The organism is Zavarzinia sp., from assembly GCF_049306435.1.
Lineage (GTDB): Bacteria > Pseudomonadota > Alphaproteobacteria > Zavarziniales > Zavarziniaceae > Zavarzinia.
The window spans coordinates 1-17566 of record NZ_JBAQRT010000064.1; the positions used below are offsets into that span (position 1 = coordinate 1).

The 17566-nt window shown below is 63.6% G+C and carries 19 protein-coding genes; 3 read left to right on the forward strand and 16 right to left on the reverse strand.

Annotation, left to right across the window (positions count from 1 at the left end):
* On the reverse strand, positions 1–973 hold a 973-nt coding region (gene galE, locus WAZ62_RS03270; RefSeq protein ID WP_422642101.1), incomplete at its 3' end, for a UDP-glucose 4-epimerase GalE.
* A gap of 14 nt (positions 974–987) precedes the next feature.
* The gene (rfbA, locus tag WAZ62_RS03275) at positions 988–1881 is read right to left on the reverse strand and encodes a glucose-1-phosphate thymidylyltransferase RfbA (protein WP_422642102.1); all 894 of its coding nucleotides are present in this window, start codon (positions 1879–1881) and stop codon (positions 988–990) included.
* 578 nt (positions 1882–2459) lie between these two features.
* Here rfbA and WAZ62_RS03280 point away from each other — a divergent pair.
* From WAZ62_RS03280 to WAZ62_RS03290, 3 genes are all read left to right on the forward strand, one after another.
* Positions 2460–3587: a helix-turn-helix transcriptional regulator gene (locus tag WAZ62_RS03280; protein ID WP_422642103.1), complete on the forward strand. Its 1128-nt coding sequence runs from the start codon at positions 2460–2462 to the stop codon at positions 3585–3587.
* Positions 3588–3689: 102 nt separating this feature from the next.
* Complete coding sequence (locus tag WAZ62_RS03285; RefSeq protein WP_422642104.1) at positions 3690–3962, forward strand: integrase core domain-containing protein; 273 nt, start codon at positions 3690–3692, stop codon at positions 3960–3962.
* A gap of 15 nt (positions 3963–3977) precedes the next feature.
* Complete coding sequence (locus WAZ62_RS03290; RefSeq protein ID WP_422642119.1) at positions 3978–4349, forward strand: enoyl-CoA hydratase/isomerase family protein; 372 nt, start codon at positions 3978–3980, stop codon at positions 4347–4349.
* A 30-nt stretch (positions 4350–4379) separates the two neighbouring features.
* Here WAZ62_RS03290 and WAZ62_RS03295 read toward each other — a convergent pair whose 3' ends face one another.
* The 14 genes from WAZ62_RS03295 to WAZ62_RS03360 form a co-directional block, all read right to left on the reverse strand.
* The gene (locus WAZ62_RS03295; RefSeq protein ID WP_422642105.1) at positions 4380–4655 is read right to left on the reverse strand and encodes a helix-turn-helix domain-containing protein; all 276 of its coding nucleotides are present in this window, start codon (positions 4653–4655) and stop codon (positions 4380–4382) included.
* On the reverse strand, positions 4648–6021 hold the full coding sequence (locus tag WAZ62_RS03300) for a tyrosine-type recombinase/integrase (RefSeq protein ID WP_422642106.1): 1374 nt from the start codon (positions 6019–6021) through the stop codon (positions 4648–4650). The genes WAZ62_RS03295 and WAZ62_RS03300 overlap by 8 nt, the downstream gene beginning before the upstream one ends.
* Before the next feature lie 639 nt (positions 6022–6660).
* Positions 6661–7644, reverse strand: a complete 984-nt coding sequence (locus WAZ62_RS03305; RefSeq protein WP_422642107.1) for a 2Fe-2S iron-sulfur cluster-binding protein — start codon at positions 7642–7644, stop codon at positions 6661–6663.
* A 5-nt stretch (positions 7645–7649) separates the two neighbouring features.
* Entirely contained in the window at positions 7650–7982 is a 333-nt protein-coding gene (locus tag WAZ62_RS03310) for a non-heme iron oxygenase ferredoxin subunit (protein ID WP_422642108.1), read from the reverse strand.
* Complete coding sequence (locus WAZ62_RS03315) at positions 7979–8767, reverse strand: SDR family oxidoreductase (protein WP_422642109.1); 789 nt, start codon at positions 8765–8767, stop codon at positions 7979–7981. The genes WAZ62_RS03310 and WAZ62_RS03315 overlap by 4 nt, the downstream gene beginning before the upstream one ends.
* A gap of 1 nt (position 8768) precedes the next feature.
* Entirely contained in the window at positions 8769–9284 is a 516-nt protein-coding gene (locus WAZ62_RS03320; protein WP_422642110.1) for a flavin reductase family protein, read from the reverse strand.
* Positions 9274–10539 (reverse strand): styrene monooxygenase/indole monooxygenase family protein, encoded by a 1266-nt coding sequence (locus tag WAZ62_RS03325; protein WP_422642111.1) that lies wholly within the window; start codon positions 10537–10539, stop codon positions 9274–9276. Before WAZ62_RS03325 ends, WAZ62_RS03320 begins: the two co-directional genes overlap by 11 nt.
* Before the next feature lie 25 nt (positions 10540–10564).
* Positions 10565–11044 carry a nuclear transport factor 2 family protein gene (locus tag WAZ62_RS03330; RefSeq protein ID WP_422642112.1) on the reverse strand — a complete coding sequence of 160 codons (480 nt, stop codon included), beginning with the start codon at positions 11042–11044 and terminating at the stop codon, positions 10565–10567.
* 2 nt (positions 11045–11046) lie between these two features.
* Entirely contained in the window at positions 11047–11385 is a 339-nt protein-coding gene (locus WAZ62_RS03335) for a hypothetical protein (protein ID WP_422642113.1), read from the reverse strand.
* 10 nt (positions 11386–11395) lie between these two features.
* Entirely contained in the window at positions 11396–12595 is a 1200-nt protein-coding gene (locus tag WAZ62_RS03340) for an aromatic ring-hydroxylating oxygenase subunit alpha (protein ID WP_422642114.1), read from the reverse strand.
* A gap of 11 nt (positions 12596–12606) precedes the next feature.
* Positions 12607–13905: an acetamidase/formamidase family protein gene (locus WAZ62_RS03345; RefSeq protein WP_422642115.1), complete on the reverse strand. Its 1299-nt coding sequence runs from the start codon at positions 13903–13905 to the stop codon at positions 12607–12609.
* 30 nt (positions 13906–13935) lie between these two features.
* Positions 13936–14817, reverse strand: a complete 882-nt coding sequence (locus tag WAZ62_RS03350) for a SphA family protein (protein ID WP_422642116.1) — start codon at positions 14815–14817, stop codon at positions 13936–13938.
* Positions 14818–14999: 182 nt separating this feature from the next.
* Positions 15000–15662, reverse strand: a complete 663-nt coding sequence (locus tag WAZ62_RS03355; protein ID WP_422642117.1) for a response regulator transcription factor — start codon at positions 15660–15662, stop codon at positions 15000–15002.
* A complete protein-coding gene (locus WAZ62_RS03360) occupies positions 15659–17179 on the reverse strand; it encodes a PAS domain S-box protein (RefSeq protein ID WP_422642118.1) in 1521 nt (506 codons plus the stop codon). Before WAZ62_RS03360 ends, WAZ62_RS03355 begins: the two co-directional genes overlap by 4 nt.
* Positions 17180–17566: the final 387 nt, after the last annotated feature.

Sequence of the window (17566 nt, forward strand, 5' to 3'; positions counted from 1 at the left end):
CGAAGGCGGTGCGAACAATCGTGTCGACGTCGGAATGGCGTGGCGCCCAGCCGAAATGGCGCCGGATCGCCGAAGCGTCGGCGATCAGCGAGGGCGGATCGCCCGGGCGGCGCGGCGCGGTCTGGCAAGGCACCGGACGACCCAGGATCTCGGCGCCCCGGGCCAGGATCTCGGCGACGCTGGTGCCCGCGCCGGTGCCGATGTTCAGGGTCAGGCTGGCGCCACCGCCGAGGAGATGGCGCAAGGCATCGACATGGGCTTCGGCCAGGTCGGTGACATGGATGTAATCGCGCACGGCCGTGCCGTCGGGCGTCGGATAATCGGTGCCATAAAGCGTGAGCGCCGGGCCAAGGCCGAGGGCGGCCCGCGCCATGTTGGGAATGAGGTGGGTTTCCGGCTCATGAGCCTCGCCGATCTCGCCCGCCGGATCGGCACCGGCCGCGTTGAAGTAGCGCAGCACGACATGGCGAAGACCATGGGCCGCCTCGAGCCCGGGCAGCGCCCCCTCGAAGGCCAGCTTGCTGGCGCCGTAGGGATTGACCGGCCGGGCCGGATGATCCTCCGGTATGGGCGAGACCGTGGGAATGCCATAGACGGCGGCGGTCGAGGAAAACACGAAGCAGCGCACGCCGCCGTCGATCAGGGCCGACGCGAAGGCCAGCGCCCGGGTGACATTGTTGTCGTAATACTTCAGGGGATCGCGCACGGATTCCGGCACGATGCTGCAGGCCGCGAAATGAAGGACGCCCGTGATGCCGAAGTCGGCCACGGTCTTCTGGACCACCGCGCGGTCGGCGATATCCGCCTCGATCAGCGGCCCCCATTTCACCGCCCGGCGATGCCCGGTCGAGAGATTGTCGAGGGTCACGGGCAGGAAACCAGCCGCCGCCAGGGCCTTGCAGGCATGGGCGCCGATATAGCCGGCGCCGCCGGCGACGAGGATGGCGGGCTTCGCCGCCTCGGACCCTGGCATGACCCCGTCCCCCATCAGCGACCGCGCCCGCCGGCATCCCGGGCCAGGCGACGGATATAGTCGCCATAGCGCGACTTGCCATAGCCATCGGCGGTCGCCTGCAGCTGGGCCGCGTCGATCCAGCCCTGCTGAAAGGCGATTTCCTCGAGGCAGGCGATCTGGAGGTTCTGGCGGTTCTGCACCACGCGAACGAATTCGCTGGCATCGAGCAGGGAGTCGTGTGTGCCCGTGTCGAACCAGCAGAAGCCGCGCCCCATGCGCTGCACGTCGAGCGCGCCCGCCTCGAGATAGGCGGCATTGACCGCGGTGATTTCCAGCTCGCCCCGGGCCGAGGGCCTGATGCCGCGAGCGATCTCGCAGACGCGGCCGTCGTAGAAATAGAGGCCGGTGACCGACCAGTTGGAGCGGGGCGCCGCCGGCTTTTCCTCGATCGAGAGTGCGCGGCCCGCCGCGTCGATCTCGACGACGCCGAAGCGTTCGGGATCCTCGACGTGATAGGCGAAGATGCTCGCGCCGTCCGTCCGCCGCGCGGCCTCCGCCAGCAGGCCGGTCATGCCATGGCCGAAATAGATGTTGTCGCCCAGCACCAGGGTGGAGGGCCGGCCGGCGATGAACTCCTCGCCGATGATGAAGGCCTGCGCCAGGCCATCCGGCGACGGCTGCACGGCATAGGAGAGGCGGATGCCCCATGGCGTGCCGTCGCCCAGCAGGCGGCGGAACTGCTCCGCCTCATGCGGCGTGGTGATCACCAGGATATCGTCGATCCCCGCCAGCATCAGCACGCTCAGCGGATAATAGATCATCGGCTTGTCGTAGACCGGCAGCAACTGCTTCGACACCGCCCGCGTGATCGGATGCAGCCTCGTCCCAGCCCCACCAGCAAGCACGATCCCACATCGCTCATGCATATTCCGCCCCCACTTGCGAAGCATTCCACCTAAACGCTCTTTAAATCCCAGCCCAACCTCACCGATTCTTAACAAATAACTCCCTAACGATCTAAAGTTAGAAATTGGAGAACATAAAAAAATTCACCAACAATAGTCCGCCCATTATTATGAAAACATTCAAAAATTTTCGTGACAGTCGCCTGTTTTATTCGCATTTTTAAGCAGTATATTGTAACAGAGTCGAAGGCTTCATTAAGATTTTGGCCCATACATTCCTAATCGATTCATCATGTCGCTCTCCACCCCGTCTCCATGTCGCTCTCCACCCCGTCTCCGCAACATCCAGCCACATCATTGGAGCCCACACCCGCCCCGAGCGCATCACCCAAGCGGGTGACTATCGGTAATTTTTCCGCAGCGCCGCATTTGCTCCATTGCGGCGTATCGGCAACTTGATATTCAGCATTGGAGAGCAGCGATGAATCAAAATAATCCAGGGCGCGGCGCGAAGCTCGTCCTCAATACAATTGGCAACATTCCACCAGATAAATACAGTGAATCTTACTATCCTGGCGGATATTAAGGGATAAATTTAAATGAAACTAGTAAATGATTTGCTAGATATAATTTATGATGCATCAACAGATGCGCATAATTGGTCAGTAGCGCTAACGGCAATCAATAATTATTTTAATGCATCCGGTTCATTTATTATTAGATCTAAGGATATTTCATTTTCTAATAATACAGAATGGGTTTCATCAGAAAATATATCAGATATTATTAATAAGTATCTTAACAGCAGTTGGTGTCATCGAGATTATTTTAATTCAGAATTACAAAATAGAGGTAAATTCAAAACTTTCTCCGATTTCGGCTTAATATTTTCCTCGGTAGACTCCAGTCACCCCAATCACAAAGATTTCTTTGCAATGCACAATATTGCGCAGTCGGTCGGGTCGATGATGTTTCTTCCCGATACCGGCATCGTCATATTTCGAATGCTTTACGAGGAGGGCGGAGGCGGACTTACCCGAGCCCTCCGGCGTAACCTCGAACATCTCCTCCCGCATCTGGATCGTAGCGTCCGCATTTCCGCGCAGATGCCCCTTTCACACGCGCGGACGACAACCATGGCGATTCAGGGCATGGGTTCGCCCGTCGCTCTTGTTGGTCGTGATGGGTGCATTCTTTCGGCCAGTGAAGATATGGAGCGGATACTGCTCGCTCTAACCGCGACACGCACCATTGGCCGCCTTACGCTGGCCAATCAGGCCGTTCAGAAGATCTTCGACTCAGTGATCAGCGCCGCGATTAGTGGCCCGATGCCCATTGGTCGATCCGTCCCGCTACGGGTTTCAGGCTTGCCGCCTTTAGTGTTGCATTCTGTCCCTATCGCGTCCGACATACGGACACTTTTTCCGTTACCGGCGGCTGTTCTCACCTTGACGCCCATAGGGACGGTATCGGCGCCTCCGCCATCTCTTCTGCAAGCGCTGTTTGGGCTGACACCTGCAGAATCTCGATTGGCACAGGGACTGGCAGAAGGGAGACCTTTGGATGCTTTGTCAGAGCAATGGGGCGTTTCTCGCGAAACACTTCGGACTCAACTACGGAGCATATTCGCGAAAACAGGCACAAACCGCCAAGCAGAACTGGCGTCTATATTAACAAGCATTTCTTTATCACTTCCCAGTAATACAAAATTTCCCAATATAAATTGAATATTATGGATATTCATCACTTAATGTAGCGGTGAACATTCAAATGATACCTCAGAGGCTTTTTGGAAACTCGGTTACAGGGGTTCCCCCGAGGTTGGCTTTGTGATTCATACTGTGGATGTGGACCTCTCGGCGTCAGAGCTGCGGGGGTATGCCCGTCGGGAGAAAGACCCGCGGGTTGCACGGCGGATGCTGGCGATCGCGAACGCATTAGACGGCATGAGCCGGGCCTTGTCGGCGCGTCTCGCCGGAATGGATCGGCAAGCCCTGCGGGATTGGGTGATCCGCTACAACGAGAGCCGTCCTCACACTTCCCTCGGCTGGCTGACGCCGGCCGAATTTGCTTCATCTGCCGGGGTTAACCCCGGCAGATGAAGGCCGGAGACTCTCATTCAGCCCGGACACGAAACCGGGAGACCGTCACTCCCAAGACTGATCAGCAAGACTCGCGCCATGCGCATGGTTTTGCTGGGTGACGCCATGAGTGCCGACCAGGCCTTGGCCGCCGGCCTTGTCAACGACGTGGTTGAAACTGAGGACGTACTGCAGACAGCGCGCTCGATGGCGCGCCGTCTAATCGCCCGCGCCCCGCTCGCTGTCACGCAGGCAAAGGCAAGTATCAACGCATCGCTGATGACAACACTTTCGTTACATTATGCCTTGGAGCGCCAGGCATTCGCGATCACGCTCGACAGCGACGACAAATCTGAGGGTGTCAAGGCGTTCAAGGAAAAGCGCCCCGCGATATGGCGTGGGAGGTAATACCGGTTTGACCACCGGTCGCGGCCCATCTCAGCCCCCATTCGCCGCTCTCGCCGGCTCCTTGCGACAATGCTCGGCCCATGCATCCAAGTCTGACACAGCGTAACGCACATAGCGGCCAAATTTGTAAAACGCCGGGCCGTCGCCAAGCGAACGATAGCATTCGAGCGTGTGAGCTTCCAATGAGAGATAGCGGGCAGCAGCCTCGGTATCGACGAAGCGAATTGGACCGGCATCTCGGGAAAACACGATACGGTTGATGATTTCGGCCGTTGGCCAGCGGCGTTGAGGATTTTCCTTAGCCATTGGCGACAGTTCCCTTGCTGGATTTACGCGCGGTAGTTACTGGCGGCTGGGTTCGCTGCTCATCTTTCCGATGACGACAGGGGCGGTAGTTCCCAAGGCTCGTGCGGCTTGGAGCGATGGCTTCAACCGAAGACAACTTCGCTTGCCTGCTCGGCTCGTCAACCAATTCCCCTTGCGCTGTCTCTGCCGATACGGCCGTGACAATCTCTCGGCGTCTTGCGGCGACGGCCTCGGCAGCAGACCTGATCGGATTGTCCTCATTGTGGATGTAGCGCATGAACATCTGGACGGTCTTATGGGCTGTGAGCGCCATGCCGACCTTCACCGGCACGCCTGAGTTGGCGATATCCGTCGCCGCGCGGTGCCGGATGCCGTGGGTTCCCACGTGCGGTACACCGGCACGCTCCAGGATGCGGCTCCAACCGCTATGATAGGTACCCTCCGTCATCGGCTTCTCGGGATCGAATATCGCCGGGCAGACGTAGGGCGAGTTTTCGATGCGCGGCGCTTGTGAGAGCAGGCGGTGACCTTCCTCGCTGAGGGGCTTGGTCATGTCGCCGGTCTTGCTGTCGGGCCAGGTGACCCGACGGCTCTCAAAATCGACCCAGTCCCAACGGAGGTTGAGGATCTCGGACATGCGGGCTGCGAATTCGAATTGGAGGCGGATCGCCAGCGTCAGGATCGGATGCTCAAGCCCTTCGGCATCAGCGCGGTCGAGATAGGCATAGAGCTTCCGAAGCTCATCGTCGGTGATGAAGCGGGTGGCACCCTTCTCGGGATATTTCTGAACGTGCCGGCAGGGATTTGAACCGTCCGGACGATATCCCCAGACCTCGGCCAGATTGAACATCTTGCGCAGGCAGGCGAGAGTCCGGTTGGCGATGATCTGGCGATCCGACATCCCGCTCATCATCGCGAACACGTCGGCGCGCGTGACGTCGGGAACCTTCAGCTTCCCCAACCGAGGAAGAATGTGGTTCTTGATGTTCATCTGGTTCGTTTCGACCGTACGCGGCTTGTTGTGGTGCTTCGAGTAGTCCTCGATGAATCGCTCGCAGAGCTCCTTCACCGTCGGCGCCGCTCTCATGGCAGAGCGCTCGGAGCTGGGGTCGTTGCCGAGACGAACATCCGCCAGCCAGTCCTGTGCGATCTTCCTGGCCTGCTCGACGGTCAATTCCCCGTACCGGCCGATCGCCGGCTTGCGGCGGATGCCGGACCGTGTCTGATAGTGGAGCATGAAGATCTTCCGGCCAGCGGGCGTGACCTTCACCATGAAGCCGGGTATGAGTGTGTCGCGGAGATCGTAATCGCGCTCCTTCGGGGTCGCAGCCTCGACCGCCGACTTGGTGAGTTTGAGTTTTGGCATTTTCCACCTCCTGAGAGGCTGGAACCAGGTGCGATATAGGTGCAACCAGGGATCCAACCGTAGCGTACAACCGGCTGGAACAGGAACCGCGATCAGAGATGAAAGTCCATATGCATCAGTCTCTTATCGGGCGCTAGCGTACAACCGGATACACAACGGATACCCTATTTGGGCGCGCTCAAAATCTGTTGCCGGCAACGGCGTGTTGGTTCGAGTCCGACCTGGGGCACCACTTTCCAAAACCATGGAAGCACCCTGGGCCTGGAAACGAAACCCATGGGGTCGGGACACGTCGACGCGGATCGAATCCCCACGGCTTCCCCCAGTCCCCCCGCCGCGTCACGCGATCCTGAATTGATCTCCACGGGCCGGCATTGGGGCTCTGATCAGATCGAGGCATTGTCAAACACGCGGCCTCGTCAATGATCGGACCGGATGAGCTTGACGTCCTGCGCCGCCGCCCAGGCGCGCCGCGATCCGCCGGCAACGACTGTTCCCCACAGACTTCCGCGTGCAGGAAAATCAAGAGTGGGAAGCGTCTCCGCGCCCGCTCCGACCCCGGTCAACGCGCCGGAGGCCTGGGCGCGCCTGAAATCCCGCGACAGTCCCGAAAACCCCCAAGCGCCAGATAATTTCCGCCTAGAAGAAGCGATCGAAGCGAACCCGGCCGGGGGGCAGGCCCTTTTCGGCGATCAGCAGGGCTTCCAGCGCTTGCACCATGGGCGGCGGGCCGGCGCAGTAGAAGTCGAAGGCATCGAGGCGCTCGCCCAGCCAGGCGGCCAGGATGTCGTGGATATAGCCCTTGGGCAAGCCCGGGGCGGCTTCGTCCGAGACGGCGGGATGATAGTCGAGACGGGAGCCGAGGCCGGTGAGGTCGCGGGCCCAGGCTTCCCCCGGCAGATCCGGCGCCGCGCGGCCGCCGTGAAAGAAATGCACCCGGCGCCGGTCCGCGGGATCGGCCGCGATGCCGCGCGCGATCGAGACCATGGGGGCAAGGCCGGAGCCACCGGCGACGCAGACGACGTCCCGGGGGCCTTCGCGCAGATGGGCGAGGCCGTAAGGGCCATCCAGCATCACCGCCGCCGGGGGGTCGTCGAACAGCTGGCCGGTCATGCGCCCGCCAGGCACACGGCGGATCTGGAAATGCCATTCGCCCGCGTCATTGGCGGTATTCGACAGGGAATAGGCCCGCTCCAGACCGTCCGGCAGCGACAGCAGGGCATATTGGCCGGGCAGGAAATCCGCCGGACCTTCCGCCCTGAAACGGAATTCCCGGATATCGCGGGTGATATCGGCGATGCCGACGAGACGGGCGCCGCGCCTCACGGGCCGGACCGGCGGCACGCAGGCGGGATCGAGGCGCAGACGCAGGCGACAGTCGCCGGAGGGCCGCGACTGGCAGGCCAGCACCCGGCCCTTGCGCCGGTCCCGGTCGGACAGGCCGGGCGCCTCGGGCCACAGATTGTCCACCGCGCCCTCGACCAGTTCGACCTTGCAGGTGCCGCAACCGCCCGCGTTGCATTCATAGGGCAGGCCGAGGCCGGCGCGCAGTCCGGCGCGCAGCAGCGTATCCCCCGCCTCGCAGGGGAAGGCCGCGCCGTCGACGATCTCGATACGAGCCATGATCTTCATCCGAGGAGATAGAGGCCGCCGTCGCGCCGCTCGAAGCGGTGAACGCGCAGCGCGATGGTACAGGGGGCGCCGCAGGGCTTGCCGCTCGAAAGCTCGAAGGCGCCCGAATGCCAGGGACATTCGACGACACATTCGTCCGCGTCGATCTCGCCTTCCGAAAGCGAGGCCTCGCCATGGGTGCAGGTATCGTCGGTGACGAAGAAACGCCCCTGAACCCGGAAGACCGCGATCGGCGGGCGGCCCGCGATCTCGATCTTCAGGGCGCCGCCCTCGGGCACCGCGTCTTCAAGGCACAGGAAAGTGCCGGCCAGAACACCGCCGTCGCTCATGCGAATGCCTCCATCGGATTGCCGCGCCCTTCGGGGCCGAGCGCCAGATAGCCGCCATCGACCGCCAGCGTGGTGCCGGTGATCAGCGAGGCGGCCGGGGACAGCAGGAAGACGATCGCCGCCGCCACTTCCTCGGGATCGCCCACCCGACCGGTCAGGTGGAAGGCGCCGGCGATGCGGTCTGCCCTGGCCCGGTCGCCGCCCGAAAGCCCGGCGATGGGGGCCGACCAGGTCCAGCCCAGCGAGACGGCGTTCACCCGCGTGCCCTCGGCGGCGAGGTCGAAGGCCTCGTTGCGGGTGACCTGCTCGATCGTCGCCTTGGTCGCGGGATAGAGCCAGCGGCCCCCTTGCGCGACACGGCCGGACACGCTGGTGACATTGACGACGGCGCCGCCGCCGGCCGCCGCCAGATGGGGCCGGCAGGCCCGCAGCATCATGACGCCGCCGAAGACATTGACATCGAAGGCCGCGTGCCAGTCCGCGCGGGGCGACGCCGGCCCCTTGTCGATATAGCAGGCCGCGAGATTGACCAGATAGTCGAGGCGCCCGAAGGCTCCGACCGCGTCGGCGACACAGGTCGCTATCGCATCGTCATCGGTCACATCCGTTCGCGCGAAGCGGCAGGCGGGACCAAGGCCGGTCGCGACCGCCTCGCCGCCGGCGACATCGATATCGGCGAGCGTCACCCGCGCCCCGGCCCTGATCAGGGCGGCGACCACGGCCGCCCCGATCAGGGTCGCGCCGCCGGTGACGATGGCGGTCTTGCCGGTCAGATCCTGTGTCATCTCAATGTCTCTCCGTCGGAATGCCGGTGAAGGCGCCGTTGCAGAACACCAGGGCGTCGAGGCCACCGCCGCGGCGGTGACGCAGCACCCGGCCGATCAGGATCAGGTGATCGCCGCCCTCGACCACCTGATCCCGCGCGCATTCGAGCTGGGCGAGACAGCCGGGCAGCAGGGGCGCGCCGCCCGCGCCCGGCGCCGTCTCCAGCCCGGCGAAGCGATCCTCGCCCGGGCGGGCGAAGCGCTGGCACATCTCTTCCTGATCCTTCGCCAGGATGTTCACGGCGAAATGATCGGCCCCGGCGAAAAGCCCGAGGCGGGGCGAGGTCTTCGCCAGGCTCCACAGGATCAGGGGCGGATCGAGGGAGACCGAGGCGAAGGAATTGATGGTCAGGCCCACCCTTGTCCCTCCCGGCGCCACGGTGGTGACCACCGCGACGCCGGTCGCGTAAAGCCCGAGGGACCGGCGGAAGTCGCGAGGATCGAAGGCGGCTTCCGCGGCCGCGAGGTCAGGCGACATTGCCCACCCGCGACGCGATATAGGCCCTGGCCGCCTCGATGCTGGTGATCGCCGGCCAGAAGCGGCTGGGATCGTTGAAGTTGCCGACGAAATCATCGGCGATCGCCGGGAATTTCGAGGCGGCCCCGAGGATTTCCATGATCGACGGCGGCGGCGGCACCAGGAGGCCATTGGTGAAGTCGGTGGTGTACTGGCCCGACCGCTCCCAGAACCCGGCATAAAGCTCCTCCATCCAGTCGCGGGTGAAGGGGGCGTCGCCCCGCGCGAGGATCGCGTCGAGATAGGCGGTGACCATGCGCGTGGCATTGTTGGCACCCTGCCCGGCGATCGGGTCGTTCAGCACCACGGCATCGCCAATGCCGAAGACGATGCGACCGGACGGCAGCGTGCCCACCGCCTTGCGGACCACCGGCGTGAAGCTGCCCTTCAGCCAGGCATTGGCATCGGTGATTTCCATGTCGTCGGGAACATGGTCCGCCTCGTCCGGGGTCAGGGTCTTCACCGCCTGACGGACGCGCGCGACCATGTCGTCGCCATCCTTCACATCGCCGAAGACATCCATCGGCCCGCCGGGGATGGCTTCGAACAGGAAGCTGCGGCATTCGCCCCGGGCATGGGTGTAATAGGGCAGCGAGAAATATTCGCCGGCACCGGCGATGAAGTTGAAACGCATCGGGCGGAAGGGAATGTCACGCCACGGCCGAGGGCCGGTCAGATTCGAGCCGGTGACGAGCACGGCGGCGAGATTGCGCGGCGGCACGCTGTGCACCGATTTCTCGTCGTCGCGCTCGAACAGGGCGGCGATGGCGCCCTTGCCGGCGGCGACGATGGTCAGGTCATGGGTGGCCGAGATATCGTCGAGATCGGCGAGACTGACCGATTTGATCACCAGCCGGCCGCCCCGGCGGGTGAATTCATCCATCCAGCGGTGGAACTTGGCGCGCATGTCGACCGCCTGGCCGTGATTGTCGCGCAGGCGGCCCTGCACGGTCAGGCCGATGGTCCCGTCGGGGGCGCGGAAATCGACATGAATGCCTTCCGAATAGGGCGCCAGCTCTTCCCAGAAATTGAGGCCGAGCGCCCGCTCCAGCTTCAACGAGTTTTCGAACATGAAGGTGGTGGACGGCAGACGGCTGTGCAGCAGCTGTTCCGAGGTCCGGTCGGAATAGAGGGTAACGTCGTAACCCTTGTCGATCAGGCCGAAGCCGAGCAGCAGGCCGGCCTGGCCGCCGCCGATGATGGCAATCTTGCGCATGGGAAAGTTCCTTGAAATCCTGGTGTCAGACCGTGGTGAAGCCGTCCTTGTGCGGACTGATCAGCGAGAGGGAGAGGATGACGTGGTGGAACCGCCATTCCCCCGCCGCCCGGCGCAGGCGGCTGTCGTAGGTGCCGCCCAGCCAATGGGCCACGGGGGCGGCGCCCGGTTCCGGTGTAATTTTCGAAGTCTCCCACAGCCACCAGCGGCAGCGGGCGGTATCGCCCTCGGGATCGATCTCGATGATCGGCGAGGTCATGAAGTGAAGGGTCCAGACGATCTGCTCGCGCGCGATGGTCGAGATCGCGTCGAGGATCACCTCGCGCCCTTCGTGGCGGCCGAAGCCTTCGGCCTCCCAGACGGCATCCTCGGTGAAGAGGTCGCGGAAGATCGCGGGATCATTCCGCCGGTCGGCGCCGAGGGCATAGCGTCCGACCAGGGCGCGGATCGCCTCGGCGCTTTCGAGCCGGTCGAGCCGGGTCTCGAGGGATGCCGTCCGGGCCATGGTCAGGCGGCCTCCCGCCCGTGTTCGGCGATGAAGCGGGCTTCATCGAAGCTGAAGGGAACAAGCGGGTCACCCTTGTAAAGCTCGACATGGGGCGCCACTTCGGCGAGCGACAGCGCCAGCCAGAACGCCGGCCGCGCTTCCTCGGGCAACTGGCCGAGGGGGTATTGATCGACGTAGGCGAGGATCTTCGGCAGCAGCGGCAGGGCGGCATCGTAGAAGGCGCGGATCTCGCCGGTGGAGGACTGGACGCGCTTCCGCTGGCGCTCGTACTGGGTGGGCAGGGCCCAGCCGATGAAGGGCGTCAGGGTCTCGAAGGCCTTGGGCAGGGTCTTGGTCATGATGCTCTCCTCACTCCGCCGCCATGAATTTCTCGAGGGCGTGGTAGCCGTGCCGGATCAGGATTTCGTCGTCCTGCAGGTGCATCACCTGCTTCGCGCCGGATTCGAGGGCGGTCTGGGTGTCTTCCATGGTCGCGGTGTCCTCGAGCCAGGCGTTGCGCTGCAGGACCTGGGCGAATTCCTGGCCCCAGCGTTCCGAATTGGTCTTCGGCTGGGGCAGGTAATAGCGGCCTTCCCAGCGGGTGCGGTTGTGGGCGACCGGCCAGAACTGATGGGTGAACCAGATGCCTTCCGAGATGTGCAGCAGCAGGTTGGGGAACAGCACGCACAGCTCGAAGGCGAAGTCGGACCGTTTGTCCGGATTGACGGTGGGCGGCAACATGGTCGCCGCCCTGGCCGCGACGAGCGAGGCCCCCGACAGGGAATTGGCGATCTTCGCGACCGGCTTCGGCTCGGCGTCCAGCGTCAGACAGACCGCGGTGGTGCGGTGCGGCCCGGCGAGATAGACGTTCTGCAAGCCCGACGAGAAGACATTCGGGAAGGAGCCGGCATGGATCGTCGAGACGTGATAGGCCTCGGCGAAGGCGTCATGGGCGACTTTCCAGTTGCAGTTCAGCTCGGTGTTATAGGCGAAGCATTTGGTCATGTTGCCATAGGGGAAACCGCCCATGTGCTTGCCCATGTCGCCCAGGAACTCCGCGACCGTGTCGGTGCCGGCGGGATCGAGGTTGACGAAGACGAAGCCTTCCCAGACATCGGTGCGGATCGGGGTGAGGCCGTTGTCCTTGCGCTCGAAACAGGAATGAAACTTGCCTTCCTCGGGCACGGCGACGAGGTCGCCTTTGGCGTCATAAACCCAGCCGTGGAAGCGACAGGTGACGACGGCGGCCTTGCTCGAGCCGAAGGTCTCGTCCCCATGTTCGACCACGACCTTGTTGCCGCGGTGCGAGCAGGTGTTGTGGAAGCCGCGGATCACCCCGTCCTTGCCCCGGATCAGGATCACGGACGTATGGGCGAAGGCGAGTTTCTTCACCTTGTAATCGCCAGGGTTCGGGATTTCCTCGACGCGGGCGACCTTCAGCCAGGTCTTCCTGAAGACCTTGTCCATTTCCCGGTCGAAGAATTCGGGGGAGACGCAGGGCTCGACCGGAATGGGGCCGGTGCCAAGCTCGGGATAGGCGGCGGCCCAGCGCTGTTCAGTCTGTGACATCACAAATCTCCTCAGAGGCCGTATTGGGCGCGGACGAGATGGGCGATGCCCATCTTCTCGATGATGTTCATGGGGCACATGAAGGTGACCCGGACCATGCCGGGCAGCCGGCTGATCTCGATCGAGCCGGTGATGGTCGCCCGGTTCAGGATCTCGTCGTAAGGAAGGCCGGTGACCTTCGAGGCCCGCTCCAGCCCGTTCTTCGTCGCGTCGTTCAGGTTGGCGGCGGTGCCGAGGAAGGTGATCGGGGCGTTATCCTCGATCTCGGTCTGGCCGTAGCGCGCGGCGAGCGCCTTGACCGCGGCCCTCTGCGCCGCCGTCATCGGCCGCGCCATGGGCGGCAGGTCGTCGGGGCGCTGGAGCAGGATCGGACCGTCGATGGCCAGGCCCTTGATGACCTCGACGTCCACTTCCGTCTCGCCCGAGACATCGGTGGCATGGCCCGCGATCTCGCCGTTGCCCTGCTGGGCGTGCATGTCGCCCATGTAGATACCAGCGCCGGGGACTTTCACCGGGCAGATCAGGATAGCGCCTTCGCGGACCGAATTGGTGTCCATGTGGCCATCGGTCTTGGCCGCGTCCAGCTGGTCCTGGGTCAGGGCGTAATTGTGCGGGGCGCCGATCAGGAAGGCGCCGAAGTCGCCGCAATTGTGGGAGTCGGGAATGTCGACCGACGGCGTCGTGCCGATATTGCCGAGGAAGGGCTGCATGTGGGCGGCGAGGCCGACGATGTCGGCGCGGGCCAGCGTCAGGATCGAATGCTGTTCGGCGAGATCGGGCAGGACCGAGAATTCGCTGGCGCTGCCGGCCAGTTTCTCCGCGACCGCCTTGTTCACGGTGACCGAAACGCCGGCCTCGCGGTCGAGCACGATCACATAGCCGTTCGACATGTGGAAGGCGTGGACCTCGGTGCCGCAGACATCGCAATGGATCGCGTCGTCGCCGATACCCTCGACGTGGGACGGCGGGCTCATGGTGCCGCAGGCGGGACAGAGCTTGGCGACGAAGGGATCGCCCTTGTAATGCCCCTCGACGAATTCCATGACGCCCGAGGAGGTGGCGAGCGAGGTCACCTTCATGCTCCGGATCTTGATCGCGACGGCGTCGCCGACCTCGGCGCCCTCGACCGCGACGGGCTGGGTTACCTCATGGCCGCCCTTGAACTTGGGCGTGATCATCGGCCCCCAGCAGCCCGGCGGCGTGCCGGTCCTGATGGTGCCGCCGTCGGCCACCGGACCGAGCATGGGGATGCTCGGCCCGACGATGCCGCCGGAGTAGGAATGAACTTCGATGACGGGCGCTGCCGACATGATGGAACTCCTTGAAGTCTTGGGGGCCGATCAGAACGCGAGGGTGAGGTTCAGCCAGAACTTGTCGCCTTCGGACTTGTTCTCGACCTCGAACTCGCTCTGGTATTTGGCGGCGACCATCAGGTTGCCCGCGCCATAGGAGACCTGGGGACCGAGGGCGAGCGCCTGGCCCTTGAAATCGCCGAGCACGGCGCCGGCGCCGCTGTCGCCCGTCACCTGCTTGTAGGCATAGCCGCCGAGACCGACCGCGAGCGGGCCCCAGTGCTTCGCCAGGATGAAGTCGGCGTGCAGTTCGTCGCCCGAGGTGTAATCGGTCGCCGTGTTCTCGGTGTTGATGTCGTACATCACCTTGATCGAGGCTTCGTAACCTTCGGCATTCAGCCAGGTCGCGGCGACGACGGGGGTGAAGGTCGTGTAGTTGCGGCCGATGTTGGCGAGGTCGTTCTTGTCGTAGGCGCCGGTCGGCAGATAGATGTCGAGGCCGGTGATCAGGTGGAAGTCGCCGAAATGCCAGCCGACGATGAAGGGATCGATGATGATGTCGCCAAGGCCCGAGGCGCTGCCACTGGCCGACCCCATGCCGACATCGACCTTGGCGAAGGGCAGGAAGGCGTGCATGGCCCAGGTGCCGCCCAGGATGCTGACGTCGGTGACATAGACGGCGCGGAAGATGGTGGCGGCGACGGTTACATCGAAATCGGCGAAGGGCGGCGCGTCGTTCTTGAACTCGCCCGCCGTGTAATACTGGTTGTAGCTGAGGGCGTAGAAGCCCGGCGGCGGCAGGGCGCCGGTCATGAAACTTTCCGCGCCATTGGCATAGGCCCCGCCGCCGCCTTCGGTCGCCTGAGCGGCATTGAGCGTGCAAAGCGAAAGCGCGGAAACAAGGATCGATGCAGAAGCAACACGAGACATCGTAACCCCCAGAATGGACTTGCCTTCGGACAAGCCTTGGCCTATTCAGCCGTGCCCCATGGAACCGCCCGGGTCATTGACCGGGCCGTTGCCGCACGTCCTGGGTTTCACGATAGGAAAATCGGTTTACCGCCCTCAATTGGGGGCGATCGCAGTGCACTAGGGGTTTTCCCCAGGGGGGATCAGGGATTTCCCGAGGCCGTCGGCTTCACGCCGAAGACGATCTGCACGATCTGCGCCAGACTGTCGGTGCCCAGCTTCTGGCGGATGTTGGCGCGGTGAACCTCGACCGTCTTCGGGCTGATGCCGAGTTCATGGGCGATCTGCTTCGACTGCTTGCCGTCGATCATGAGGTCGAGCACGGCCCGCTCGCGCGGCGAGAGCGAAAGGAGACGGGCGCTGCGTTTCGACGTGCGCTGCGCCTCCTCGTGCAACTCGATGCCCCGGACCAGCGCCCCCTGGATCGTGTCCAGCATGACCTGGTAGTTGAACGGCTTCTCGATGAAGTCGAAGGCGCCATTCTTCATGGCGCGGACCGACATGGGCACGTCGCCATGGCCCGTCATGAAGATGACCGGCAGGGGCACCCGGGTGTCGGCCAGCAGTTTCTGCAGGTCGAAGCCGCCCATCATGGGCATTCGAACATCAAGAACGAGGCAACCGGGCCGACGCGGATCGTAGCTGTCGAGGAATTCGGCCGCGCTCGAACAGCATCGAAGGTCGGAGCCGACGGATTCCAGCAGGAAGCGCAGCGAGGCGCGCACCGCCTCGTCGTCGTCGACGATATAGACGATGGGGGAAGTCGGCCGCTCGACCGCGGGCGGCAGGAACCTCAGCGCGTTCATGCCGTGCCTTCCTCGGGCGGGCCGATCGGCAGGGCGACATGGAACGTGGTGCCATCGGCGCCCGAGGTCGCCCACATATGGCCCTGATGGGTATCGACGATGGTCCGGCACAGGGCCAGGCCGATGCCGAGGCCCTGCTTCTTGGTCGTGTAGAAGGCGTCGAAGATCTTGTCCGGATTCATCTTGGGCAGCCCGTGGCCCTGGTCCGCGATCGAGATGCGCACGGCCCGGGGCAGGCGGTCGGTGGTGATGTTCAGGACCCGGCGCGGACCCGGGGTCTCGGCCATGGCCTCGATGCCGTTGAAGGCGATATTCAGGATCACCTGGGCGATCAGCACCGGGTCCGCCATGGTTTCCAGCGGTGTCGCCGAGAGGCGGTAGGCCACCCGGCACCCCTCGCGTTCCGCCTTCACATCGATGAAGGGGGTGACCTCGCGCACCATGGCATTGACATCGGCCATGATGCGGGTGGGATCGCTGCGCCGGGTGAAATTGCGCATGCTGCTCATGATGCGGCCGGCGCGGTCGGCCTGGGCGCTGGCCTGGCGGAGCGCGTCGAGGGTCTCGTCCCGATCGAAGCGATCCCCTTCGATCCGGTGAATGCAGCCGCCGACATAATTGCCGATAGCGGCGAAGGGCTGGTTCAATTCATGCGCGAGGGCGGAGGCGAGTTCGCCCATGGACCGGCAGCGGGCGACATGCTCCAGCTCCCGCTCCCGCTCGCGGGCGCGCAATTCCGCCTCGATCCGCTCGGTCACATCGCGGAAATTGACCAGGACACCCTGAATGTCCGAGGCGTTGACCATGTCCTTGCAGGTCGCTTCATGGTGCCGCCAGTGGCCGTCGCGATGCAGGATCCGGTAGGTGACGTGATGGGCGACATCGGTGTCGTTGCAACCCTGGCTCTCGCGCCGCAGCAGGTGGCGGATGCGCTCGCCGTCTTCCGGGTGGATGTAGTGCAGCACGTTTCGCCCGGTGGCCCGGCGCTCGTCATAGCCAAGCACGGTCGAGATCGAGGGCGAGACATAGCGCAGCCGGCCATGGGGCGCGACGATGGCGATGCCATCGGACGAATGCTGGATCAGGCGGCGGAAATGGGCCTCGCGGGCAATCAGCCGGTCCTCGTAGAGCTTGCGTTCCCGGATGTCGCGAAAGAGCGCGAGGACGAGGCGCTGGCCCTCCACCGTGATCAGCTTCAGGTTCACCTCGACCGGAAATTCACCGCCGCCCTTGTTCATGCACACCCATTCGAAGGTGTAGCCGCCCTCGGTCGTCGCCCGGCGGATGCGGCGGAAAGCCTCCTCCATGCTGAAGGCCGGGCGGCCGGGACTGATGATCGACACGGTGCTGCCGAGAAGCTCGCCCCGGGAAAAACCGGTGAGCTGTTCGGATGTCAGATTGGCCTCGATGATGCGGCCATCGTCGGGATCGTGCAGGAAGATCGCGTCGCTCGCATGTTCGAAGGCGGTTCTGTAATGGCTGGGCGAAAGTTCGATCATGGCCATCGGGCACGGCAAGGGTGATATCCAACATGCCCCCAGCATCTGCTCAATTTCAAGCCGTCGTATTCATGCTGCCCGAATTTTAATCATCTTTTCGAGCCTCATCGGTCCCGGACGCGATCACGAGGGCGGATCGGCGGAGAGTCGGACGGGCGTCCCCTGAAGCGCGACTCCCGCATTCATTGCTGGCAGGCGGAGGGGGCTTGTTGGGACAATAGATATAGCGTCCCTATAATTTCCCGTACCCCTGGAATTTCCCTGCAATCCAACATGAAGCGATCGTGTCCCGCCGAATGGTGTAGGAGCTGTGGGTAAGTAGCTCGCCGGCGCGACCATCACGAGTCTGGCGGCGGCGGGCTACTTATCCATAGCGGTGGTCACCGTGGCGGCTGTGGGTAGGGT